At 72.5% G+C, this 22612-nt stretch carries 20 protein-coding genes; 9 read left to right on the forward strand and 11 right to left on the reverse strand.

All coding sequences use genetic code 11. The annotated features are described in order from the left end of the window. Window positions 1-87 precede the first annotated feature (87 nt). On the forward strand, window positions 88-381 hold the full coding sequence (locus ACSJD1_RS10740) for a helix-turn-helix domain-containing protein (protein WP_438855298.1): 294 nt from the start codon (window positions 88-90) through the stop codon (window positions 379-381). Between the two features lie 30 nt (window positions 382-411). Here the strand turns inward: ACSJD1_RS10740 and ACSJD1_RS10745 are convergent, their stop codons facing one another. Further along, a complete protein-coding gene (locus ACSJD1_RS10745; protein WP_438855299.1) occupies window positions 412-999 on the reverse strand; it encodes a hypothetical protein in 588 nt (195 codons plus the stop codon). 176 nt (window positions 1000-1175) lie between these two features. Here ACSJD1_RS10745 and ACSJD1_RS10750 point away from each other — a divergent pair, with 176 nt between their 5' ends. Together ACSJD1_RS10750 and ACSJD1_RS10755 are read left to right on the forward strand one after the other, a co-directional pair. Then, complete coding sequence (locus ACSJD1_RS10750; RefSeq protein WP_438855300.1) at window positions 1176-1625, forward strand: Rv3235 family protein; 450 nt, start codon at window positions 1176-1178, stop codon at window positions 1623-1625. Between the two features lie 68 nt (window positions 1626-1693). Continuing rightward, on the forward strand, window positions 1694-2953 hold the full coding sequence (locus tag ACSJD1_RS10755) for an adenylate/guanylate cyclase domain-containing protein (protein ID WP_438855301.1): 1260 nt from the start codon (window positions 1694-1696) through the stop codon (window positions 2951-2953). Between the two features lie 107 nt (window positions 2954-3060). On the opposite strand, the gene secA is transcribed toward ACSJD1_RS10755, so the two are convergent. The 6 genes from secA to mtrA form a co-directional block, all read right to left on the reverse strand. Beyond that, a complete protein-coding gene (gene secA, locus ACSJD1_RS10760) occupies window positions 3061-5865 on the reverse strand; it encodes a preprotein translocase subunit SecA (RefSeq protein ID WP_438855302.1) in 2805 nt (934 codons plus the stop codon). A gap of 182 nt (window positions 5866-6047) precedes the next feature. Further along, window positions 6048-6758: a ribosome hibernation-promoting factor, HPF/YfiA family gene (gene hpf, locus ACSJD1_RS10765; protein WP_155051917.1), complete on the reverse strand. Its 711-nt coding sequence runs from the start codon at window positions 6756-6758 to the stop codon at window positions 6048-6050. 105 nt (window positions 6759-6863) lie between these two features. Next, window positions 6864-7553, reverse strand: a complete 690-nt coding sequence (locus ACSJD1_RS10770; RefSeq protein ID WP_438855303.1) for a ComF family protein — start codon at window positions 7551-7553, stop codon at window positions 6864-6866. Between the two features lie 103 nt (window positions 7554-7656). Beyond that, the gene (locus tag ACSJD1_RS10775; protein WP_438855304.1) at window positions 7657-9360 is read right to left on the reverse strand and encodes a GerMN domain-containing protein; all 1704 of its coding nucleotides are present in this window, start codon (window positions 9358-9360) and stop codon (window positions 7657-7659) included. Next, window positions 9353-11026, reverse strand: coding sequence for an MtrAB system histidine kinase MtrB (gene mtrB, locus ACSJD1_RS10780; protein ID WP_438855305.1), 1674 nt, complete (start codon window positions 11024-11026; stop codon window positions 9353-9355). The genes ACSJD1_RS10775 and mtrB overlap by 8 nt, the downstream gene beginning before the upstream one ends. A 14-nt stretch (window positions 11027-11040) precedes the next feature. Further along, the gene (gene mtrA, locus ACSJD1_RS10785) at window positions 11041-11721 is read right to left on the reverse strand and encodes an MtrAB system response regulator MtrA (RefSeq protein WP_438855306.1); all 681 of its coding nucleotides are present in this window, start codon (window positions 11719-11721) and stop codon (window positions 11041-11043) included. 137 nt (window positions 11722-11858) lie between these two features. Between mtrA and ACSJD1_RS10790 the strand changes: the two genes are divergently transcribed. From ACSJD1_RS10790 to ACSJD1_RS10810, 5 genes are read left to right on the forward strand one after another with little or no spacing between them, the layout of a single operon-like run. Next, the gene (locus ACSJD1_RS10790; protein WP_438855307.1) at window positions 11859-13043 is read left to right on the forward strand and encodes a hypothetical protein; all 1185 of its coding nucleotides are present in this window, start codon (window positions 11859-11861) and stop codon (window positions 13041-13043) included. Further along, complete coding sequence (locus ACSJD1_RS10795; protein ID WP_438855308.1) at window positions 13034-13702, forward strand: DUF4129 domain-containing protein; 669 nt, start codon at window positions 13034-13036, stop codon at window positions 13700-13702. Before ACSJD1_RS10790 ends, ACSJD1_RS10795 begins: the two co-directional genes overlap by 10 nt. After that, window positions 13699-14979 (forward strand): DUF4350 domain-containing protein, encoded by a 1281-nt coding sequence (locus tag ACSJD1_RS10800; RefSeq protein WP_438855309.1) that lies wholly within the window; start codon window positions 13699-13701, stop codon window positions 14977-14979. The genes ACSJD1_RS10795 and ACSJD1_RS10800 overlap by 4 nt, the downstream gene beginning before the upstream one ends. Further along, window positions 14976-15947 (forward strand): AAA family ATPase, encoded by a 972-nt coding sequence (locus ACSJD1_RS10805; protein ID WP_438855310.1) that lies wholly within the window; start codon window positions 14976-14978, stop codon window positions 15945-15947. Before ACSJD1_RS10800 ends, ACSJD1_RS10805 begins: the two co-directional genes overlap by 4 nt. Window positions 15948-15949: 2 nt before the next feature. Next, complete coding sequence (locus ACSJD1_RS10810; RefSeq protein WP_438855311.1) at window positions 15950-17284, forward strand: DUF58 domain-containing protein; 1335 nt, start codon at window positions 15950-15952, stop codon at window positions 17282-17284. A gap of 80 nt (window positions 17285-17364) precedes the next feature. Here the strand turns inward: ACSJD1_RS10810 and ACSJD1_RS10815 are convergent, their stop codons facing one another. Beyond that, on the reverse strand, window positions 17365-18360 hold the full coding sequence (locus ACSJD1_RS10815) for a stage II sporulation protein M (RefSeq protein WP_438855312.1): 996 nt from the start codon (window positions 18358-18360) through the stop codon (window positions 17365-17367). A gap of 17 nt (window positions 18361-18377) precedes the next feature. Between ACSJD1_RS10815 and ACSJD1_RS10820 the strand changes: the two genes are divergently transcribed. Continuing rightward, window positions 18378-19220, forward strand: a complete 843-nt coding sequence (locus ACSJD1_RS10820) for an RDD family protein (RefSeq protein WP_438855313.1) — start codon at window positions 18378-18380, stop codon at window positions 19218-19220. Window positions 19221-19320: 100 nt separating this feature from the next. Here the strand turns inward: ACSJD1_RS10820 and ahcY are convergent, their stop codons facing one another. From ahcY to ACSJD1_RS10835, 3 genes are all read right to left on the reverse strand, one after another. Continuing rightward, a complete protein-coding gene (gene ahcY / locus ACSJD1_RS10825; protein WP_438855314.1) occupies window positions 19321-20808 on the reverse strand; it encodes an adenosylhomocysteinase in 1488 nt (495 codons plus the stop codon). A 107-nt stretch (window positions 20809-20915) separates the two neighbouring features. After that, window positions 20916-22349, reverse strand: coding sequence for a phosphomannomutase/phosphoglucomutase (locus ACSJD1_RS10830; RefSeq protein ID WP_438855315.1), 1434 nt, complete (start codon window positions 22347-22349; stop codon window positions 20916-20918). Further along, entirely contained in the window at window positions 22346-22561 is a 216-nt protein-coding gene (locus tag ACSJD1_RS10835; protein WP_438855316.1) for a DUF3499 family protein, read from the reverse strand. Before ACSJD1_RS10835 ends, ACSJD1_RS10830 begins: the two co-directional genes overlap by 4 nt. Between the last annotated feature and the right edge of the window lie 51 nt (window positions 22562-22612).

Raw genomic sequence — 22612 nt, forward strand, 5'->3', positions numbered from 1 at the left:
CGACCCATCGTCGCCGGAGTCCGAGAGGACGCCGTGAAGTTATCCACACGACACGTGGTCGGAGCGGCACGCGCCGATACTTGAGGGATGGTCCACCACGCTGCCGGAGAGCCGCTCGGCCGCTTCCTCACCATCGCCGACACGGCGGAGGTGCTCGCGGTCGACGTCGAGGCCGTGCACGAGCTCGTGATGTCGGGCGAGCTCCCCGCGATTCGCGTCGGCGACCGCGGGCCGTGGCGCATCGAGCGATCCCAGCTCGAGGCCTTCATCGAACTGCGCTACGAGTCGACCCGGCGCGAGGTGGCGTGGAACGAGGGCGAGTACGCCAACGTGATCGAGTTCTCCGGGGTCCGTCCGGCCGGGCTGCGCCCGGTGGACTGACGCCCGGTCACCGGGCGGACCGACGTCCGATCAGGCGCCGCCGCTCGAGACAACGGCGGTGATCCGCGCGAACGGGACGAGGCGGTAGCCGCGGACCTCGCGCTCGCGCCGAGGCGCGCCGGGGTCGTGCACCGCGAGGTCGAGGTGGTCGGCGGCGACGCGGTCGATCGTGCCGTGCACCCGACCGTCGATGGTGCGGACCTCGACGCCCATACGACGGCGCCCGAGGTCGCGAAGTGCGAACGCGAGGCCGATGCGTTCGACGAGCCCGCTCGGCGCGGAGCGGGCAGCGAGGCTCTCCTCGACCTGCCGCCGGCTCGCGGACACCGCCGCGATCGCGGAGACCGGCACCACGCACTGGGCGCCGGGCGGTCCGCCGTCGACGCCGCCGATCCAGTCGCGCCCGAACGCGGTCGGGCGCAGCTGCACGGAAGTCGCGTCGACGAGTTCGAGTCGGACGGCTCCCCCGTCGGCCGCGGCCATCGCCGCGATCCGCTCGCGCAGTCCGAGGCGACCGATGCGCGCCCGCTCGGATTCGATGGCGAGCGCCCGCTCCTCTTCACGACGGTCATGGTCGAGCTGCGTCTCGAGGTCGTCGAACAGCCGATCCCACCGCATGGGTCCGACGCTAGCCCCGGGATCCGGCGAATCGACGCGGTTCTCCACAGCCGACGTTTTCCCTTGACACCCGCACTCCGACGCCCCTACCGTTCGATCTAGACCACCCGAACACCCCCGAAAAGGGGACACTCGCGTCGGACCCCCGCCGATCGCCCAGCCCTACTGGAGCCGTCATGACCGCACGCCAGACCGGCGCGCCTCGCAGCGCCGCGATCCACGGGACGAGCGCCCGTCGCCTCGACCTCGACGACTACTTCGCCCGGCAGCGCGCGGGTCGCGCCGAGCTCCCCGACCCTGAGCCGCTGCTGCGGAACCTCACCCACTGCGTCATCGAGGTGCTCGCCGGCGCCCGCGACCTCGAGCAGCTCGCGCGCTGGGTCACCGACGACGTCTACCGGAACCTGTCGAAGCGCGTCGTCCTCGCGGCGCGGGCACGGCGCGTCAAGGGGCTCGTGCCGCAGCGGCCGGCCTTCACGGTGGGCCGCGTCCACCTCGCCGAGCCGGCCGACGGCATCGTCGAGGCGGTCGTCATGGTGCACCAGCGCGCCAGGTCCCGCGCCGTCGCCATCCGCCTCGAGGGGCTCGACCAGCGCTGGCGGGCGAGCGTCATCAGCGTGCTCTGAGCCGACGTGTGCGGCCGACCACCGCGTTCCGCCCCGCGCGGCGCGGTGTCGTCCAATAGGCTCGTGCGATGGAGCGCACGTCGGCGCCGACCGGTCGTATGTCCCGGCTGATCGACGCCGTGGCATCCGTCGGCTTCGCCATCGAGGACGACGACGACCGCCGCATGGAGAAGTCGGTCCTCACCTTCACCGCCCTGTTCACGGCCCTCGTCGTGACGCCCTGGGCGGTGTTCTACTACACGATCGGCCGGCCGGTGGCCGCGGCCGTCCCGACGTTCTACGTGCTCATGACGATCGTCGGCCTCCTCGTCCTGCGTCGCCGGCATGAGGACCGGTTCCTGCGCGCCTCGCAGTTGGCCATGTTCCTCGCACTGCCGCCCCTCGTGCACGTCGCTCTCGGCGGGTTCGTGCAGAGCAGCGCGGTCATCCTCTTCTCGCTCGCCGCGCCGATCGGCGCGCTCTCGTTCACGCGCGTACCGCGCCCCTGGATCGTGTTCGCCGTCTTCACGGGGATCGTGCTGGCGCTCGTCCCCCTCGAACCCGCGCTGCAGTCGATGGTGCCGCCCCTCGACACGACGGTCGTGACCGTCTTCTTCGCGGTCAACATCGTCTCGATCTCGACCATCATGTTCGTCGCCATGGCCTCGTACGTGCGCTCCCGCGACCGGCTCGCCGCCGCGCTCGCGGCGGAGCGCGATCGCACCGACCGACTCCTCCGCAACGTCCTGCCCGACGAGATCGCGGACCGCCTCGTGGCGGGCGAGCGACCGATCGCCGATCGCTACGATCGCGTCGGCGTCCTGATCGCCGACATCGTCGACTTCACGAGCCTGTCCGAGTCCGTGTCGGCCGACGACCTCGTGCACGACCTGAACGAGCTGCTCCGCGACTTCGACGCCCTCGCCGCCGCGCTCGGGGTGACCAAGGTGAAGACGATCGGCGATGCCTACCTGGCCATCTGCGGCGGTCCGTCGAGCGCCGCGGACTTGGCCGCGCTCGCCGACCTCGGACTGGGGTTCCGGCAGATCGCGGCCACCCATGCGATCGGCGGTCGCAGCGGCATCCGCCTGCGCATCGGCATCGACGTCGGACCGGCGGTCGCCGGCGTGATCGGCGAGTCGCGCTTCCTCTGGGACGTGTACGGGGCGACCGTGAACAGCGCCAGTCGGATGCAGTCGACCGCACCGCCCGGCGCGATCCAGGTGACCGACCGAGTCGCTGCGGCGCTGGGGACCGCGTTCGCCCTGACCGAGCGCGGCGTGATCGAGGTCAAGGGGCTCGGACCCGTGCACACGTCGTACGTCGAAGGGCGACGCCGTCCCGACTGATCGGGCGTCCTCGCCGTGCGGCCCGGTGACCTCCAGCCGGTGCTCGAGATGCCCCGAACGCGACGGACGGCCCGGGTCGCCCCGGGCCGTCCGCCTGCGTCAGGGGGTCAGCGACCCCGCCGCTCCTGCGCGCGACGCTCCTGGCGGTTCATCGGGCCGGCCTCGCCGTCCTGTCGCTGGCCGAACGCGCCGCGCGCGGCGGGCGCCTGCGGCTGCTGCGGCTCGCCGGGCTGTTGCTGCTGGGCCACCGCGCGACGGGCGCGTTGGGTCGCCGCCTGCTGCAGCTGGCCACGCTGGTTGCGCACCTCGACGCCGCCCGAGTCGCTCGGCGCGGTGTAGCTGAGCTTCTCCTCGGGTGCGGTCGGGCGCTGGAGGCCCTTGGCCTCGATGCGCGGGCCGGCGACGCCGGCCTGCGGTGCGACCTCGACCTCGAGGTTGAACAGGAAGCCGATGGTCTCCTCGCGGATCGAGCCCATCATCTGCTGGAACATCGCGTAGCCCTCGCGCTGGTACTCCACGAGCGGATCGCGCTGCGCCATCGCGCGGAGGCCGATGCCGTCCTTCAGGTAGTCCATCTCGTAGAGGTGGTCGCGCCAGCGACGGTCGATGACCGAGAGCACGACCCGGCGCTCGAGTTCGCGCATCGCGGGGCTGCCGAGCTGCTGTTCGCGACGCTCGTAGGCGAGCTTCGCATCGGAGAGGATCTCGCGACGGACGAAGTCGCGATTCACGCGCCCCTTCTCGCCCGCCTCGGCGACGACCTCGTCGATCGTGATGCCGATCGGGTAGAGCGTCTTGAGCTCGGCCCAGAGCGCGTCGAAGTCCCACTCGTCCGGGGATCCGGCCGCCGTGTGCTCATCGAGCACCTCGTCGACGACCTGCTCGAGGAAGCTCTGCACGCGGTCGTGCAGGTCGTCGCCCTCGAGGATGTGCCGCCGGTCGGAGTAGATCGCCTCGCGCTGGCGGTTCAGGACGTCGTCGTACTTCAGGACGTTCTTGCGGATCTCGGCGTTGCGCGCCTCGACCTGCGACTGCGCCGAGCGGATGGCACGGGTGACGACCTTCGACTCGATCGCGACGTCGTCGGGGACACCGCGCGACATGAGGCTCTCGGCCGCGCCCGCGTTGAACAGGCGCATGAGGTCGTCGGTGAGCGAGAGGTAGAAGCGGCTCTCTCCGGGATCGCCCTGGCGACCCGAGCGACCACGCAGCTGGTTGTCGATACGACGCGACTCGTGGCGCTCGGTGCCGAGCACGTACAGTCCGCCGGCGTCGAGGACCTTCTGCGCCTCACCCGAGGTCTCGTCCCGGATCTGCTCGAAGACCTCGTCCCAGGCCGCCTCGTACTCCTCCGGCGTGTCGACGGGGCTGAGTCCGCGCTCGTGCATCTTCTGCACCGCGATGAACTCGGCGTTCCCGCCGAGCATGATGTCGGTGCCGCGGCCGGCCATGTTCGTGGCGACGGTGACGGCGCCGTAGCGACCCGCCTGGGCCACGATCGCGGCCTCCCGTGCGTGGTTCTTCGCGTTCAGCACCTCGTGCCGCACGCCCTTCTTGGCCAGCAGGCGCGAGAGGTACTCGCTCTTCTCGACGCTGGTCGTGCCGACGAGCACCGGCTGGCCCTTCTTGTGCCGCTCGACGATGTCCTCGACGACCTGGGCGAACTTCGCCTCCTCGTTCTTGTACACGAGGTCGGGCTGGTCGAGGCGGACCATCGGCTTGTTCGTCGGGATCGGGACGACGCCGAGCTTGTACGTGGACATGAACTCGGCGGCCTCGGTCTCGGCCGTGCCGGTCATGCCGGAGAGCTTGTCGTACAGGCGGAAGTAGTTCTGCAGGGTCACGGTCGCGAGGGTCTGGTTCTCGGCCTTGACCTGGACGCCCTCCTTGGCCTCGATCGCCTGGTGGATGCCCTCGTTGTAGCGACGGCCGACGAGGATGCGGCCGGTGTGCTCGTCGACGATGAGCACCTCGCCGTTCATCACGACGTAGTCCTTGTCCTTCTTGAACAGGGCCTTCGCCTTGATCGAGTTGTTCAGGAAGGAGATCAGCGGCGTGTTGGCGGACTCGTAGAGGTTGTCGATGCCGAGGTAGTCCTCGACCTTCTCGATCCCGGGCTCGAGCACGCCGACGGTGCGCTTCTTCTCGTCGACCTCGTAGTCCTCGCCCGAGACGAGGCGCTTGGCGAGGTTCGCGAACTCGGTGAACCACCGGTTCGCCTCACCCGAGGCCGGGCCGGAGATGATGAGCGGCGTGCGGGCCTCGTCGATGAGGATCGAGTCGACCTCGTCGACGATGGCGAAGTAGTGCCCGCGCTGCACCATGTCGGCGGCCTGCCACGCCATGTTGTCGCGGAGGTAGTCGAAGCCGAACTCGTTGTTCGTGCCGTAGGTGATGTCGGCGGCGTACTGCTCGCGTCGCACGGCAGGAGTCTGGCCGGCGACGATGCAGCCGGTCGTCATTCCGAGCGCGCGGAACACGCGGCCCATGAGCTCCGACTGGTAGCTCGCGAGGAAGTCGTTGACCGTGACGACGTGCACGCCGCGACTGGTGAGCGCGTTGAGGTAGGCCGCGGTCGTCGCCACGAGCGTCTTGCCCTCGCCGGTCTTCATCTCGGCGATGTTGCCGAGGTGGAGGGCCGCGCCGCCCATGAGCTGCACGTCGAAGTGCCGGAGGCCGAGGGTGCGGCGGCTCGCCTCGCGGACGGCCGCGAAGGCCTCGGGCAGGAGGTCGTCGAGCGACTCCCCGTTGCCGTAGCGCTCCCGGAGCTCCACCGTCTCGTGCTTGAGCTCCTCGTCGCTCAGCGCCCGGAAGTCGTCTTCGAGGGCGTTGATCGCGGCGGCGTAGTTCTCGAGCCGCTTGAGTGTGCGACCCTCGCCGACGCGGAGGACCTTTTCCAGAATCGAAGCCACGAACTGCTCTCCCGTTGTCGTTCAGGCGTGCGACGTCGGGGTGGGGCACCCGCGCACGCCGGAGGATCCGCCTTGCCGACGGTCATCATAGCCATGCTACTGGGCAGTGGACTGGGCGACGGCCCCGGGCCGACGCGCAACGCGTCGGTGTCCGGGGCCGTCGACGGGTCGGCGGACGCTCGTCAGGCGCTCGTGCGCGCGAGCCCGAGCGCTTCGGCCGCTTCGGCCTGGTCGGCCTGGGCGTGCTCGTCGAGGCCGATCACGCCGTAGTCCCAGCCCTTGCGGCGGTACACGACGCTCGGCCGGTGGTTCTCCGAGTCGATGAAGAGGTAGAAGTCGTGGCCGACGAGCTCCATGTGGTACAGCGCGTCGTCGACGGTCATCGGTGTCGCCGCGAAGACCTTGCGGCGGATCACCACGGGCGAGTAGTCCTCGTCCTCCTCGGCCGCGGGCTCCTCGCCCACGATCGGGATGTTGCCGGTGCGGACCTTCTCGAGGATCTCGACGTCCGCGGCCTGCACGCCCATGTCGGCGAAGCCGGCATCGGTGGCTTCGCGGAGCGAGGTCGGGCGGCGGTTGCCGCCGCGGTGCACCTTGCGTCGGTCCTTCGCGCGGCGGATGCGCTCGAGGAGCCGCCCGAGCGCGACGTCCAGCGCCGCGTACTTGTCGGCCCCGTCGGCCTCGGCGCGGACCACCGGGCCCTTGCCGACGAGGGTGAGCTCGACCCGGTCCAGGCCGGAGGTGTTCCCGTTCTTCTCGTTGTGACGGCTGACCTTGATGTCGAGCGAGATGGCTCGTTCGGACAAGCTGGAGACCTTCTCGGCCTTCTCGGCCGCGTAGGCGCGGAATCGATCGGTGACTTCCAGGTTTCGTCCGACGATGTTCAGTTCCATGTCAACCTCCATCCACCGGCGTGTCACCCGGTTCTGAAGGGGTGGTACGACCACGCCTGTCCTGACACCGTAGCCCCCGAGGTGGCGGATGTCACGGGCCGATGCTCACGCGTCCGCATCTGCTCGGGCGATTCGCAGGCGCGTCCGGGCGAGCACCGAGATCGCGTCCACCGAACCCCCTGCCTCGCGGATCGCGCGCGTCGCGTCGGCGAGGGTCGAGCCGGTCGTCACGATGTCGTCGACGAGCACGAAGCGGCGTCCGGCGAGCGGCCGCCGGGCCACGAAGGACCCTTCCGAGTTCGCCCTGCGCGCCTCGCGACCGAGCACCGCCTGGTCGACGCGCGCGCCGGCGCGCAGCACGTCGACCGGCGCGAACCCCGCGTGACGGACGAGCATCCGGACCGGCTCGTAGCCGCGAACCCGCCTCGCGCCAGCGGTCGACGGCACGACCGCGATCTCCCGCGGCCTCGCGTCGAGGGCGCCGACGGCGGCCGCGAGGCACTGGCGCAGCGAGCTTCCGAGCACTCGCGCGGCATCGGTCCTCCCCTCGTCCTTGAAGGCGCGGATGACGCGTGCCGCCGTTCCCCCGTAGTCGAGCGCGGCCCACGTCTCGGGGCCTGCGCCCTGCGACTCGGTGCGGAACGGCTGCGCGACGAGTGCGCCGCGGCATCCGTCGCAGAGCCCGCGGTCGGGCTCGCCGCACCCGGCGCACGCGATGGGGAGGAGGAGCGCGAATGCGTCGAGGAGGGCTTCCGGAGCGCGCCCCCTCGACGCTCGCGCGGCGGGGATCGTCATCCCGGCAGCGTGCCGCGGACCACGCGCGACCGACCGGCCTCCGCGATGGTCGGGGGCGACGCGTCACCTTCCGGCGGACGTGGAGGACCGGTCCCGCGGGCGATCAGCCCGTCTGCTGGGTGGCGAGGAAGCGCAGGTCGCGCGCCTGCACCTGCCAGCCGACGCCCGCGCCGGTGGCGAGGTCGCCGTCGGCGGTGAGGATCCGGAGGTCGCGCAGGCTGTTCGCGCCGTCGACTTGGATGCCCTGCGGCGGACCGTCGCGGGATTCGGCCGGCGTGCCGAGCTCCTGCACCGTCAGCCGCGTCTCCGAATCGGACGTCCGCGTCAGGGTGCCGACCGTGCGGGAATCCAGCCAGGCGACGTCGAGCGGCGTGCCCCCCGAGGCGGCGAGCTCGAGGGTCACCGGCCCGAGCTCCGTCGGGACGCCGTCCTCGCCGCGTACGACCGATGCGGCGACCAGGCGCGTGCGCGACCCGTCCACGAGGAGCGCGGCCATGCGCGTGCCGTCCCGGGCGAGCTGCAGCGAGATGATGCGGTCGGCCGTCCACGGAACGGCGATCTGGCCGCTCGATCCGTCGGCCGCGTACCAGGCGAGTTCGTCCGGCGCGTCGCCCGGCACGGACCAGACGATCCCGTCGACGTCCAGGGCCGGGGAGATGAGTCCTGCGCGCGGGTCCAGCAGCACGGTGTCGGCGTCGGCCTCGACGAGGTGCACCCCGTCCTCCGCCAGGACCGCTGCGGCCGTCGCCCCCGGTCCGAGCGCGGCGGCCGTGGGGCCGAGCTCCACGACGCGGTCGGAGATGCCCTCGATCGAGCTCACCTGGTCGCCGGCGGAGGACAGGTACCCGAAGGCCTCCCCGTCGAAGACGGCCGGACGCGGGTCCACTCGGAGCGTCCGCTCGGGAAGGTCGGACGTGTCCGGCGCGCTGAGCGGCACGCCGTTCAGGGTGAGGGACACGTCGTCGACGTTCCGCACGCCGAGGAGGCTCTGCTCCAGCTGGTACTGCATGAGCTGGATCGTCCGGATGTTGTCGAAGGCGGCGCCGCGCAGGTCGACCGCGGCCGTGCCCCCGGTGACCGGCACGGTCGACTGGCCCAGTTCGACGTCCTCGGGGAATGCGGACGCCACGCCGGGGCCGAGCCATTCGACGGGACCCTCGAGCAGGGCCCGGACGATGCTCGTCTGGAGCGAGTCGCGACCGGCGAACCACCGCACGTCGGGCACGATGTAGCGGAACTGCGGATCGAAGAACGCGAGGCTGTAGTCGCGGTAGACCAGCCCGAAGCTCGTCTCGTCGATGAGCACGCCGGGCGGCGCGAGCGAGATCCGCCACTGCCCCTCGTCGTCCTGCTCGAACCGGTACTCCAGCTGCACGGGCTCCGTCGAACCGGCCGCGATGTACTGCCCGTTCTCGGCCAGGCTCGCCCGCGGGACGACTCGCATCCGGATGAGGTCGTCGCCGAGCTGCGTGAACGACCGGTCCGCGAGGACGTCGACCGACACTGCGGCATCCGACTCCCATTCCTCGGCGAACGCCGGCGTCAGGAACTGGCGGGCGATCTCGTAATTGCCGCTCGGGCTCGCGGCGGCGTCGATGAAGCCCTCCAGGATCTGCTGCTGGGTGGCGTCCGCGCGCGGTCCGCGGGGAAGGATGTCGATGTCGACCGGCTGCTCGGTGCCCTCGAGGTCGCCCTGGTTCACCGGACCGCTCGTCGGGATCGACACGCACGCGGTGAGGGCGAGGACGACCGTCGTCGCGGCGATCGCCAGACGCGCGAGACGCCTCCCGGTTGCGCGATCAGACATCGCCGCCCTCCCGGAACGCGGCGTCGCCGGAGACGAGGGGCGCGCCGCCGTCCGGTCCGGTCGCGTCGGGATCCGCCGGCTCGAGCGGGAGCGGAGCGACGACCGGCCCGCCCCGGTCGTGGACGCGCGGCAGCACGAGGCGGAAGACGGTCCCGCGACCCTCGCGCGACCAGACGTCGAGCGTGCCGCCATGGGCGACCGCGTCCTCGAGCGAGATCGCGAGCCCGAGGCCCGTGCCGCCGATCGTGCGGCGACGACTCGGATCGGCCCGCCAGAAGCGGTCGAAGACGCGCTGCGACGCCTCCTCGGACATGCCGAGTCCGTAATCGCGCACCGAGAGCGCGACCGCGCTGGCGTTGGAGTCGACGGCGACCACGATGGGGCGGCCCTCGCCGTGCTCGATCGCGTTGCCGACCAGGTTGCGGACGATGCGACGGATGCGGCGCGGGTCGACCTCCGCGTCCAGGTGCCCTCCCGGCGCCTCGAGCCGGAGCTCGCTGCCGCGCTCGAGCGCGAGCGAGTGCATCGACTCGATGGACTCGGCGGCGAGGTTGACGAGATTCGTCGGTTCCGTCTCCAGCTCGACCGAGCCGGCGTCGTATCGGCTGATCTCGAGCAGGTCGGCGAGGAGGGTCTCGAACCGTTCCGTCTGGGTCTTCAGGAGTTCTGCCGTCCGAGCGGTCGCGGGTGGGAAGTCCTCGCGCTGGCCGTACAGCACCTCGCCCGCGAGCCGGATGGTCGTGAGGGGCGTTCGCAGCTCGTGCGAGACGTCGCTGACGAAGCGCTGCTGCATGACCGACAGCTCGGCGAGATCGCGGATGCGGGCCTGGAGCGTGTCCGCCATGCCGTTGAACGACTCGGCGAGCGCCGCGAGCTCGTCCTCGCCCTTCGCGGGCAACCGGACGCCGAGATCGCCGGCGGCGAGGCGCCGGCTCGTGGCCGAGACCGCCCGGATCGGCTCGATCACCCAGCGGACCACGATGAGCGTGATCGCGCTGAGGAGCGCGATCAGCGCCACCGCGCCGATGGCGCCGGTGAGCTGCATGAACGCCAGGGTCTGCGCGGCGGCCGCGAGGTCGTAGCCGATGTAGAGCTCGTAGCGGCCAGCTCCGCCGGGGATGACCAGGTCGGTGCCGACGACGACGCCGGGAACCGGCTCCCCGTCACGGCCGTCGAGCTCGACGGACTGCCAGTACTGGGTCTCAGGGTTCTCCTGCACGCGCTCGCGCAGCTCGGGCGAGATCTTCCCGCCGAGGTCCGGGCTCAGGAAGTCGGGCGGCGCGAGCCCGATCGGCGCAGTGCCGGGGGCGCGGAAGAGCGCGATGTCCGGGCTCCCGGAGACGCCGATGACGGTCTCGATCGCGGCGTTCGTGACGGCCTGCACGCTCGCCCGGTCGGTGGCGTCCGATGCGTCGAGGCGGCCCTGTGCGGCGGCGGCGGCGGTCGTCGACGCCCCCAATGCGTCCTCGACCTGTTGCTGGAAGAGGTTCGACGCGACCGTGAACGAGATCGTGAAGCCGATCACGAGGATGGCGAGGCTCGAGAGCCCGAGCGTGATGAGCACGGTGCGGAACTGCAGCGACCGGCGCCACAGCGTCGTGAGGCGGCGCGTTCGTTCGCGGAGCCATCCGGCGGCGCGCTGCGCCGGACCCGCCGCGGTGGACATGGCGCGCCCCGACCTCAGACGGTGGCGCCGGCGCGATAGCCCACGCCGCGCACGGTCATCACGATCCGCGGGTTGTCGGGGTCGTGCTCGACCTTGGCGCGGAGGCGTTGCACGTGCACGTTCACGAGGCGGGTGTCGGCCTTGTAGTGGTAGCCCCACACCTGCTCGAGCAGCATCTCGCGCGTGAAGACCTGCTGCGGCTTCGAGGCGAGCGTGAGGAGCAGGTCGAACTCGAGCGGCGTCAGGTTGATGCGCTCGTCGCCGCGCCGGACCTCGTGCCCGGCGGCATCGATCTCGAGGTCGCCGACCGAGATCGTGTCGACGGCGGACTCCGGAGCCGGCCGCAGGCGGGTCCGGATACGTGCGACGAGCTCCTTCGGGTTGAAGGGCTTGACCATGTAGTCGTCCGCGCCGGACTCGAGGCCCTTGACGACGTCGGCCGTGTCGCTCTTCGCCGTCAGCATGATGATCGGCGTGCCGCTCTCGGCCCGGATGCGACCGCACACCTCGATGCCGTCCATCCCGGGAAGCATGAGGTCGAGGAGCACGAGATCGGGCCTCGCGTCGCGGAACGCCGCGAGCGCTCCCCCGCCGTCGGCGCAGAACACCGGATCGAATCCCTCCGTGCGAAGCACGATCCCGATCATCTCGGCGAGGGCCGTGTCGTCGTCGACGACGAGTACGCGAGGCGTCATGCGTTCGTTCTCCGTGGGTTCCCGTGCGCGGGCCGGGCGGCGGTCCGGTGGCACCAGCGTAGCCGTTCGCGGGCGCCGGGCCGCCGTGGGCGGGCTGTGGCAGCATTGTGGCATCCGCCGGAAGGAGCGCGACGCACGTGTCGGATCAGCAGTGGCATCCCCCAGCTCCCCCGGCGAGCCCCGGGTACGGGCCGCCTCCGCCACCGCACGGCGCGCCCGCGCCGCCGCCTGCCCCGGGCGCGGCGACGTCGCCCGGGCACGGCCACCCGGCCGGCGGGTGGACGCCGCCGCCGAAGCCCGGCCTCCTGCCGCTGCGCCCGATGGGCTTCGGCACCCTCCTGTGGGCGCCCTTCCGAACCCTGCGGCGCAACCCCGCACCCGTCTTCGGCACCGGCCTCGTGGTGCAGCTCGCCTCGGCCATCGCGACGGCGGCCGTGTTCGTGCCCTTCCTGGTGCTCGCGATCGGCCGCATCGAATCCGCGAGCACCGAGGACCTCGACGCGATCATGACCGGGACGATCGGATGGCTCATCCTGCTGACGCTCGTGCCGGTCGCCGTCGGCGTGGTGGCCGGGGCGTTCCTGCAGGGTGTCATGGTCGTCGAGGTCGCCAGCGGCACGCTCGGCGAGCGACTCGGCTTCGGTGCACTGTGGCGCCGGGCGTCGATGCGGATCGGTCCGCTCGTCGGCTGGACGCTGCTCGTGAGCGTCGTCGTGCTCGGCGTCTTCGTCCTGCTCGCGGCGATCGTCGTGATGACGGCCCTGATCGCACCCGATCCCGTGGCGATCATCGGGGTCGTGCTGCTCGTCATGGTGCTGCTGCTCGGCCTCGCCGTGCTCGGCGCGTGGCTGGGAACCAAGCTCGCGCTGGTGCCGAGCGTCATCGTCCTCGAGCGGGCGGGCATCGCGCAGTCGGTACGACGCTCCTGGCAGCTCACGACCGGGTACTTCTGGCGCACGTTCGGGCTCATCCTCCTCGTCGGCCTCATCGTCTCCACGGTCGCGCAGACCGTCGTGCAGGTGCCGATGCTCGGAGGCACGGTCCTCGCGGTCATCCTTGACCCCACGGGCGGAGCGACGTACGAGGCGGTGACGATCGGCTCCACGATCGTCGGCACCGTCCTCTCGATCCTCATCGGCGCCATCACGGCGGTCGTGCAGGCCGCACTCATCGCCGTCATCTACATCGACCTCAGGATGCGCTCGGAGGGCCTCGACCTCGAACTCGAGCGGCACGTGGAGGCCCGTGAGGCGGGCCTGCCCGTGACGGATCCGTTCGCGGCGACCCCGGCCGCCGGCGACCCGACGCCGACGTGGGCCTGACCGCGCTCGCGCGGATCGCGCCGCCACTCGATCCCGACGCGCCGGAGGCGCGTCGCTGGCTCGTCGAGGAGCTCGCGAAGCCGGAATACCGAGCGGCCGAGCCCACGCTGTTCGACCTCGCCGCGCAGGCGGTGCGCGACTGGATCGCCAGCCTCTTCAGCGGAGCGTCGGGCCTCCCGATGCCGACGCTCGCGCTCATCGCCGTCCTCGTCGTCGTCGGCCTCGTGGGGCTCGGGCTCCTCGTGTTCGGACTCCCGCGCCTGCGCCGACGGGCACCCGGCCCGGTCCCGCTCTTCGACGACGACGACCTGCGCGACGCCGCCACCCTCCGACGTGCGGCCGACCGGGCCGCCGCATCCGGCGACTGGACGCTCGCGATCGAGGAGCGCTTCCGCGCACTCGTTCGGGGCCTCGTCGAGCGCGAACTCGTCCGCGTGCATCCGGGAACCACGGCGCACGGCATGGCGCGTGCGGCCTCCGAGCCGTTCCCCGACCACGGTCCGGCGCTCGAGCGGGCGGCCGATGCATTCGACGGCGTGCGCTACCTCGGCCGGGCGGGCGACGCACGGACCCACGGCGAGGTGGCCGCGCTCGAGGCCGAGCTCGAGCGCACGCGGCCGGCCGCCACGGCGGCCCGCGCCGGCGGAGCAGTCGGATGAGCGCCGTGCGCGAGGACCACGCGCGTCCTCCGGCGGCCGGGTCCGGTACCGCTCCGGCCCGAGCGGCCCGTGCCGTGACGCCCGGGGTCCGGGCGTCGCTCCGCCGCGGACGGACGTGGATCGTCGCGGCGGTGGTGCTCCTGGCCGGCGCACTCGTCCTCGTGGTGCTGCAGGGCGCGATCCGCGCTCCCGGGCCGCCGCTCGCGGCCGACGATCCGGCGCCCGACGGCGCGCAGGCGCTCGTCCGCGTACTCGCCGACCGCGGGGTCGAGATCCGGCCGGTCCGCAGCCTCGACTCGGCACTCGACGCGGCGCGGGGCGGCGCGACGGTCTTCGTCCACGACGGGCTCGGCGTGCTGGATCGGGCGCGCATCGGCGAGCTCGCGTCGGTCGCCGATTCGATCGTGATCGCTCGACCCGACTTCACCGCCCTCGAGGCGCTCGCGCCCGGGGTCCGGCTCGCCGGCGCCGCCGACGGCGCCCCCGATGCGGCATCCTGCGCCCTGCCCGCCGCGGAGCGGGCCGGGGCGCTCTCGGACGGACAGCGGCTGCTCACGATCGACGACGAGGCCGCGGCCTCGGGCTTCACCGGGTGCTTCCCGTCGGGTGCCGGCTTCGCCGTGGTGGCGGGCACCGCGCCGGGCGGCACCGAGGTGGTGCTCGTCGGCGCCACCACGCCGTTCGCCAACGGGACGATCGACCAGGCGGGCAACGCCGCGCTCGCGATCGGCCTGCTCGGCGCGCGGGACGAGGTCGTCTGGTACCTCCCCGGTCCGGGCGATGCGGACGCCGCGGACGCGCCGACGCTCGCCGAGCTCACGCCGGGATGGGTGAGCCCCGTGCTCGTGCTGCTCGTCGTCGTCACGATCGCCGCCGGCATCTGGCGCGGACGGCGGTTCGGCCCGCTCGTGGTCGAGGATCTCCCCGTGCACGTGCCGGCGTCCGAGACGGGCGAGGGCCGGGCACGGCTCTACGCGCGGAGCTCCGCGCGCCTCCGATCGATCGACCAGCTCCGGATCGGCGCCATCCGGCGGCTGGCCGCCGTGCTGCGACTGCCCCGGTCGGTCGAGGTCGACGTCGTCGCCGCGGCCGCCGCGGAGGCGACCGGGCGGACCGCGGCATCCGTTCGCGCGCTGCTCGTCGACGCCGTGCCCGAGGACGACCGCGAGCTCGTCCGCCTCGCGCGCGAGCTCGACGTGCTCGAACGCGCCGTGCACGGTGCCGTGGCACCCGATGCGTCACCCGACGCCACCGACCCGACAGGAAGGCGACCATGACCGACCCGATCCCCGACGACGTGCAGCTGCGCGTCGCGCTCGACCGCGTCCGAACCGAGGTGGGCAAGGCGGTCGTCGGCCAGGACGGCGCCGTGACCGGGCTCATCATCGCGCTCCTCGCCGACGGACACGTGCTGCTGGAGGGCGTGCCCGGCGTCGCCAAGACGCTGCTCGTGCGGACCCTCAGCCGCACCCTCCGCCTGGAGACGCGGCGCGTGCAGTTCACGCCCGACCTCATGCCGGGCGACGTGACGGGCTCGCTCGCGTACGACCCGAGGTCCGGCGAGTTCGCCTTCCGCGAGGGGCCCGTGTTCACGAACCTGCTGCTCGCCGACGAGATCAACCGGACGCCGCCGAAGACGCAGTCCGCGCTCCTCGAGGCGATGGAGGAACGCCAGGTGTCGGTCGACGGGGTCACGAGGCCGCTGCCCGTGCCGTTCCTGGTCGCCGCGACGCAGAACCCGATCGAGTACGAGGGCACGTACGCACTGCCCGAGGCCCAGCTCGACCGGTTCCTGCTGAAACTGGTGCTGGACGTGCCCGAGCGCGACGCCGAGGTCGCGATGCTCCGCCGCCACGCCGACGGCTTCGACCCGCACGACCTCGCCGCCGCGGGCGTCGAACCCGTGCTCGGCGCCGCCGACCTGGTCGCCGCGCGCAGCGCCGCCCGCCGCGTCGGCGTCGCCGACGACGTCCTCGCCTACGTCGTCGACCTCGCCCGCGCCACGCGCCGGAGTCCGTCGATGCGGCTCGGGGTGAGCCCTCGCGCCGTCGCGGGGCTCCTCGCCGCGGCCAAGGCCTGGGCGTGGCTGAACGGCGTCGAGCGGGTCACGCCCGATCACGTCCAGGCGATGCTGCTGCCGGCCTGGCGCCATCGCGTTCAGCTGCGTCCCGAGGCGGAACTCGAGGGCGTCTCGGTCGACCAGGTGCTGCGATCGATCGTGCAGCAGGTGCAGGTCCCGCTCTGACCATGGCCCTCAGCGGACGCTTCTGCCTGCTCGTCGCCCTCGGCGTCGTGCCCGTGGTGCTGCTCGGCGCCGACGCGGCCGCCGCGTGGGCGACGCTCGCGGGTTGGCTGCTCCTGGCATCGATGCTCGGCGCGGTCGACCTCGCGCTCGCGGCGTCCCCTCGTCGAGTCGCCGTCGAGCGCGACCTGCCGCCGCGGCTCCGCCTCGGCGAGACGGCGCGATCGGAGCTGGTGCTGCGCAACCTCGGGCGGCGCAGGCTCCGTGCCGAGGTGCGCGACGGATGGCCGCCGTCGGCCGGAGTCCACGGTCGGAACCGGTCGCGGGTCGAGGTCCCGCCGGGCGAGGGACGACGCGTGACGCTCGCCGTGACGCCGACGCGTCGCGGTGATCGCGTCACCGAGACCGTGACGGTGCGCTCGACCGGTCCGCTCGGCCTCTGGGCCCGGCAGGCGACGCTCGCCGCACCGGGCCGGCTCCGCGTGCTCCCGCCGTTCCACGCGCGCGTGCACCTGCCGTCGCGTCTCACCCGCCTCCGCGAGCTCGACGGGCGCACGCCGATCCTCGTCCGCGGACAGGGCACCGAATTCGACTCGCTCCGCGAGTACGTGCGCGGCGACGACGTGCGTTCGATCGACTGGCGAGCGACAGCCCGCCGCTCCGACCCGGAGTCGCCCGGGGCGGCGAAGCTCATGGTCCGCACCTGGCGGCCCGAGCGGGATCGGCGCATCGTGATCGTGGTGGACACCTCGCGCACCGCGGCGGCGCGCATCGGCGACGAGCCGCGCCTCGACACGGCGTACGAGGCGGCACTCCTCCTCGCAGCGCTCGCCACGCACGCGGGCGACCGGGTGGACCTGCTGCTCTGGGACCGCCGCCGCCGCGGACGCGTGCACGGAGCGAGCGGCGCCGACCTGCTCGCGCGCATGGTCGACACGATGGCCGACGTCGATGCCGAGCTCATCGAGGCCGATTGGGCCGGCGTCCCCGCGCAGGTCCGCAGCGTCACGAGCCGGCGAGCCCTCGTCGTGCTGCTCACGGCCGCCGACTCCCCCGGCAGCGCGAGAGGCCTCCTGTCGGTCCTGCCGCAGCTCACCGCGCGACATCGGGTGGTCGTCGCCTCCGTCGCCGATCCGGCCCTCGAGGCCGCGGTGTCGCGGCGCAACGAGCTGGCCGACGTCTACGCGGCGGCCGCCGCCGAGCGCACGCGCCTCGACGGCGACCGCGTGGCTGCGGCCGTGCGTCGGCTCGGCGCGACGACCGTGGTCGCCGGACCGGCCGAGCTGCCCCCGGCGCTCGCCGATCGATACCTCGAGCTGAAGGCCGCCGGGCAGCTCTGAGCCGCCGCGGCGCGGCGCCCGCCTGCCGCCCGGATGCCGACCGAACCGCTCGAGCGGCGCCGCGCGATCCTCGCCGTCGCTCAGCCGGCGGCCGCGCGGCGCGCGCCCGCGTCGAACACGGCGAGGTCGCCGGTCTCGCCCGACCTCGCCGCGCGCCGACCGAGGACGAGCATCGTGAAGAGGAGCAGCCCGAGCCCGAGCGCGCCGATGCCGATCTTGACCGGCCATGGCCAGGGCGCCGGCGTCACGAACCCCTCGATGACGCCGGCGACGAAGAGGAAGAAGACGAGCCCGATCGCGACCGAGAACAGCGCCCGTGCGTCCTCCGCGATCGCTGCACCGCGCGTGCGAGCGCCCGGCGCGACCCACGCCCAGAAGATCCGGAGTCCGGCGGCGGCCGCGACGAACACGCACGTCAGTTCGAGCAGGCCGTGCGGGGCGATGTAGAGGAAGAACGTGTCGGCCTCGTCGTAGGCGAACATGATCGCCGCGGTCAGGCCGAGGTTCTGCGCGTTCTGCAGGATCACCCACGGCACCCAGACCCCGGTGATGCCGAATGCCACGCACTGGGCGGCGATCCAGGCGTTGTTGGTCCACACCGAGCCCGCGAACGACGCCGCCGGGTTCTCGGAGTAGTAGGCGACGAATCCCTCCTCGGCGATCCGGCGCAGCTCCTCCTCGCTGCCGAGGGTCGCCAGCACACGCGCATCGGCGAGCACCCACGACGCGTAGAGGCCCGCGACGACGAACGTCGCGATCGCGACGGCGAGCGTCAGCCAGCGCACGCGGTACAGCGCGGCGGGCAGCCCGACGAGCGCGAAGTGCGAGAGCTGGCGCAACGGGTTCTCCGCGACGCCGGTGAACCGAAGCCGAGCGCGCGCCAACGAGAGCGAGAGCCGTTCCCCCAGCGCCGTCGATCCCGCCGTCGCCTGCACGAGCGACAGGTCGGCCGCGGCGGACTGGTATCGATCGATCAGTTCGTCGGCCTCGGCGCTGCTCGGGCGCGACCGGCGCGAGAGCGCGTCGAGACGCTCCCAGTCGTCGTGTCGGGCGGTCGCGAGGGCGTCGAGGTCCATCTGCTTGAATACTAGCCATGCCCGCCGACGCCGCCCCCGCGCGGACCGCGATCGTCCTCGACGACGAGGCCGTGCTCACGGGCGAGGCGGTCGCGCTCGACCTGCGTCCGGCGAGCGCCGTGATGCGCGCCGGCGGCGCCGCGATCGACGTCGCCCTGACGATCCTGATCGGCCTGCTCGCGCTCCTCGCGATCTCGGGGCTCGAGCTCGACGAGGCCGCGTTCCGTGCGGTCGGCATCGCGCTCCTCGTGTCGTGCATCGTCGTGCTCCCCACCGCCGTCGAGACGGCCTCGCGGGGCCGGTCGCTCGGCAAGCTGACGATGGGCATCCGCGTGGTCCGCGACGACGGCGGGTCGATCGGGTTCCGCCACTCGCTCATCCGCGCACTCACGGGCGTGCTCGAGATCTGGTTGACGTTCGGCGGTCTCGCGGTCCTCGTCGGCTTCCTGAACCCCGAATCGAAGCGCCTCGGCGACATCCTCGCCGGCACGCACGGGCAGGTCGAGCGAGTGAAGGCCTACGTGCCCGCGTCGTTCGGCGTGCCCGAACCGCTCGCGGGTTGGGCCGCGATCGCCGACGTCGGCCGGATGCCGGACCCGCTCGCCCGGCGCATCGCCGCGTTCCTCCGCAACGCGCCCCATCTTGCGCCCGCCAGCCGCGTGCGCGTGGCGTCCTCGCTCGCGGCCGAGGTGACGCCGTTCGTCTCCCCGGTCCCGCAGGTCGAGCCCGAGCTGTTCCTGGCGGGCGTCGCCGCGCTCCGACGCGAGCGCGACCTCGCGGCGCTCGCGCTCGTCGATGCGCGCATGCGGGCGCTCGCGCCCGTGCTGGAGTCGCGGCCGAACGGGTTCCCCGAGCGCTGAGCCCTGAGCGCCGACGGCAGCCGATCGACCGGCGCGGGCACCAGGGCGCAGATGACGGATGCCGCGGCGCGCGTCGCCGGCCGCGGCATCCGTCTCGCGATCAGTACCGGTAGTGGTCGACCTTGTACGGTCCGTCGACCGGCACGCCGATGTACGCGGCCTGCTGAGGCGTCAGGACGGTGAGCTCGACGCCGAGCGCGTCGAGGTGGAGGCGCGCGACCTTCTCGTCGAGGTGCTTCGGCAGCACGTACACCCCGACGGGGTAGGCGTCGGGCCGGGTCCAGAGCTCGATCTGCGCCAGCACCTGGTTGGCGAACGAGTTCGACATGACGAAGGACGGGTGGCCGGTCGCGTTGCCGAGGTTCATCAGCCGGCCCTCGGACAGCACGAGGACGCTGCGGCCGGTCGGCAGTCGCCACTCGTGCACCTGCGGCTTGATCTCGACCTTCTCGGCGCCCTCGAGCGACTCGAGCGCGGCCATGTCGATCTCGTTGTCGAAGTGGCCGACGTTCGCCACGACCGCGAGGTGCTTCAGCGCGAGGAGGTGCTCGAGGCGGACGACGTCCTTGTTGCCGGTGCCCGTGACGAGGATGTCGACCTCGCCGATCACGGACTCGAGGCGCGAGACCTGGTAGCCGTCCATCGCCGCCTGCAGCGCGTTGATCGGGTCGATCTCGGAGACGATCACGCGCGCACCCTGGCCGCGGAGCGCCTCGGCGGCACCCTTGCCGACGTCGCCATAGCCCGCGACGAACGCGACCTTGCCCCCCATGAGCACGTCGGTGGCGCGGTTCAGGCCATCGGGCAGGGAGTGCCGGATGCCGTACTTGTTGTCGAACTTCGACTTCGTGACCGAGTCGTTGACGTTGATCGCCGGGAAGAGCAGCTCGCCGTCGGCGTGCAGCTCGTAGAGGCGGTGCACGCCCGTCGTGGTCTCCTCGGTGACGCCCTTCAGCTCGGCGGCGATGCGGGTCCACCGGTCGGGGGCCTGCTCGATCGAGCGTCGCAGCGTGTCGAGCACGACGCGGTACTCGGCGCTCGCGTCCTCCGCCGCAGCCGGGACGGTTCCCGCCGCCTCGAACTCGCGCCCTCGGTGCACGAGCAGCGTGGCGTCGCCGCCGTCGTCGAGGATCATGTTCGGACCGATCCAGTCGCCGCCGGCCGCCTCGGCCTCGGCCGACCAGTCGAAGATGCGGTCGGTGCACCACCAGTACTCCTCGAGCGTCTCGCCCTTCCAGGCGAACACCGGGACGCCGGCGGGCTCGTCGACCGTGCCCTCGGGGCCGACGACGACCGCGGCGGCCGCTTCGTCCTGCGTGGAGAAGATGTTGCAGCTCGCCCACCGCACCTCGGCGCCGAGCGCGACGAGGGTCTCGATGAGCACGGCGGTCTGCACCGTCATGTGGAGGCTCCCCGCGATGCGGGCGCCGGCCAGCGGCTTCGATTCGCCGTACTCGGCGCGGAGCGCCATGAGGCCCGGCATCTCGTTCTCCGCGAGGCGGAGCTGGTGCCGGCCCGCCTCGGCGAGCGAGAGGTCGGCGACCTTGAAGGGCAGGGCGGATGTCGCGGACGGCGTGACGAGGGTCATGGGCTCCATTCTCGCAGCCGCGCGGGCCCGTGGCATCCGAGCGTGTCGTCTGCGCCGATGCCGGCGCGCTCGGAGGCGGAACCGGCCCCGACCGGACGACCCGGCACTCAGGCGCGGATGAGCGCGAGCACCTCGTCGCGGACCGCGACCATGGTCGCCACGTCCTCGCCCTCGACGTTCAGTCGCAGGAGCGGTTCGGTGTTGGAGGGGCGCACGTTGAACCACCAGAACGACTCGTCCTCGGCGGTGATGCCCGTCGCCGTGAGGCCGTCGAGCTCGTCGAACTCGACGCGACCGGTGAAGGCCTCGACGATGCGCGTGTACGCCGCCGGCACGTCGTCGACGGTCGAGTTGATCTCGCCCGACAGCGAGTACGGCGTGAACCGCGCGGACATCTCGGACAGCGGCGCCTGTTGCGCACCGAACTCGGCGAGCAGGTGCATCGCGGCGAGCATGCCGTTGTCGGCGCCCCAGAAGTCGCGGAAGTAGTAGTGCGCGGAGTGCTCGCCGCCGAACACCGCCCGGGTGGCGTTCATGCGGTCCTTGATGAGCGAGTGGCCGACGCGCGTGCGGACCGCGACGGCGCCGACGGCCTCGATGGTCTCGGGCACGAAGCGCGACGTGATCAGGTTGTGGATCACGGTCGGCTCGGCCTCGCCGAGCGCGCGGACGCGGGCGATCTCGCGCAGCGCGACGATCGCGGCGACGGCGGAGGGGTCGACCGCCTCGCCGCGCTCGTCGACCACGAAGCACCGGTCGGCGTCGCCGTCGAACGCGAGTCCGAGGTCGGCGCCGTGCTCGCGCACCGCGCGCTGCAGGTCGACGAGGTTGGCCGGGTCGAGCGGGTTCGCCTCGTGGTTGGGGAAGGTGCCGTCGAGCTCGAAGTACAGCGGCACGATCTCGAGCGGGAGCGCCGGCAGGCCCGCCGCCTCGCCGAGGACCGCCGGGACCGTCAGCCCGCCCATTCCGTTCCCGGCATCGACGACGACCTTCAGGGGCCGGATGCCGCCGAGGTCGACGAGCGAGCGGAGGTGCCGCGCGTAGTCGGCGAGCACGTCCACGTGCTCGACCCGCCCCGGCTCCGGCACGACGGCGATGCCGCCGTCGAGGTAGTCGGCGGCCCGGTCGCGGATGGCCGCGAGGCCGGTGTCGAGCGAGATGCCCTGGGCGCCGGCGCGGGAGAACTTGATGCCGTTGTACGCGGCCGGGTTGTGGCTCGCGGTGAACATCGCCGCCGGAGCGTGCAGCGAGCCCGACGCGAAGTAGCTCTCGTCGGTCGAGCAGAGCCCGATCGCGACGACGTCGGCGCCGCGTGCGACCGCGCCTCGGGCGAACGCCTCGGCGAACCCCGGCGAGGAGTCGCGCATGTCGTGCCCGACGACGACGCGACCGCCCTCGGCTCCGACCTCGTCGACGAACCCGGCGCCGAGCGCCTCGACGACCTCGGAGGTGAGCGCGTCGCCGACGATGCCGCGGACGTCGTAGGCCTTCACGATCGTTTCGAGGCGCGCGCGAGCGCCCGGGTTCGCGGGGGGATTCATGCGGTGAACCCTACCTCACCGAGCGTGACGTGCCGGATGATCTGCCATCCGCGCGGAGCGGACGTGCGTTCGGCGTGTCGTGCGCAGAGGTCGTACGAGTGCGGCTCGCGCGAGAACGACAGGGGTCCGAGCACGGCGAGCGAATCGGCGTAGTCGTACGTCAGGGTCGCGACCGCCTCTGCGGTGCATGCGGTGCGCGAACAACGTCTCATGGCGACCCCCAGCGTAGCGATCCGACCGGCCGCTACGATGGAGGTCATGCC

The organism is Agromyces excoecariae (genome assembly GCF_051715505.1).
Taxonomy (GTDB): domain Bacteria; phylum Actinomycetota; class Actinomycetes; order Actinomycetales; family Microbacteriaceae; genus Agromyces.

Coding starts and splice junctions, on each gene's coding strand:
- ACSJD1_RS10740 (WP_438855298.1), top strand. CDS start 88: ATGGTCCACCACGCTGCCGGAGAGCCGCTCGGCCGCTTCCTCACCATC.
- ACSJD1_RS10745 (WP_438855299.1), bottom strand. CDS start 999: ATGCGGTGGGATCGGCTGTTCGACGACCTCGAGACGCAGCTCGACCAT.
- ACSJD1_RS10750 (WP_438855300.1), top strand. CDS start 1,176: ATGACCGCACGCCAGACCGGCGCGCCTCGCAGCGCCGCGATCCACGGG.
- ACSJD1_RS10755 (WP_438855301.1), top strand. CDS start 1,694: ATGGAGCGCACGTCGGCGCCGACCGGTCGTATGTCCCGGCTGATCGAC.
- hpf (WP_155051917.1), bottom strand. CDS start 6,758: ATGGAACTGAACATCGTCGGACGAAACCTGGAAGTCACCGATCGATTC.
- ACSJD1_RS10770 (WP_438855303.1), bottom strand. CDS start 7,553: ATGACGATCCCCGCCGCGCGAGCGTCGAGGGGGCGCGCTCCGGAAGCC.
- ACSJD1_RS10775 (WP_438855304.1), bottom strand. CDS start 9,360: ATGTCTGATCGCGCAACCGGGAGGCGTCTCGCGCGTCTGGCGATCGCC.
- mtrB (WP_438855305.1), bottom strand. CDS start 11,026: ATGTCCACCGCGGCGGGTCCGGCGCAGCGCGCCGCCGGATGGCTCCGC.
- mtrA (WP_438855306.1), bottom strand. CDS start 11,721: ATGACGCCTCGCGTACTCGTCGTCGACGACGACACGGCCCTCGCCGAG.
- ACSJD1_RS10800 (WP_438855309.1), top strand. CDS start 13,699: ATGAGCGCCGTGCGCGAGGACCACGCGCGTCCTCCGGCGGCCGGGTCC.
- ACSJD1_RS10805 (WP_438855310.1), top strand. CDS start 14,976: ATGACCGACCCGATCCCCGACGACGTGCAGCTGCGCGTCGCGCTCGAC.
- ACSJD1_RS10810 (WP_438855311.1), top strand. CDS start 15,950: ATGGCCCTCAGCGGACGCTTCTGCCTGCTCGTCGCCCTCGGCGTCGTG.
- ACSJD1_RS10815 (WP_438855312.1), bottom strand. CDS start 18,360: ATGGACCTCGACGCCCTCGCGACCGCCCGACACGACGACTGGGAGCGT.
- ACSJD1_RS10820 (WP_438855313.1), top strand. CDS start 18,378: ATGCCCGCCGACGCCGCCCCCGCGCGGACCGCGATCGTCCTCGACGAC.
- ahcY (WP_438855314.1), bottom strand. CDS start 20,808: ATGACCCTCGTCACGCCGTCCGCGACATCCGCCCTGCCCTTCAAGGTC.
- ACSJD1_RS10830 (WP_438855315.1), bottom strand. CDS start 22,349: ATGAATCCCCCCGCGAACCCGGGCGCTCGCGCGCGCCTCGAAACGATC.
- ACSJD1_RS10835 (WP_438855316.1), bottom strand. CDS start 22,561: ATGAGACGTTGTTCGCGCACCGCATGCACCGCAGAGGCGGTCGCGACC.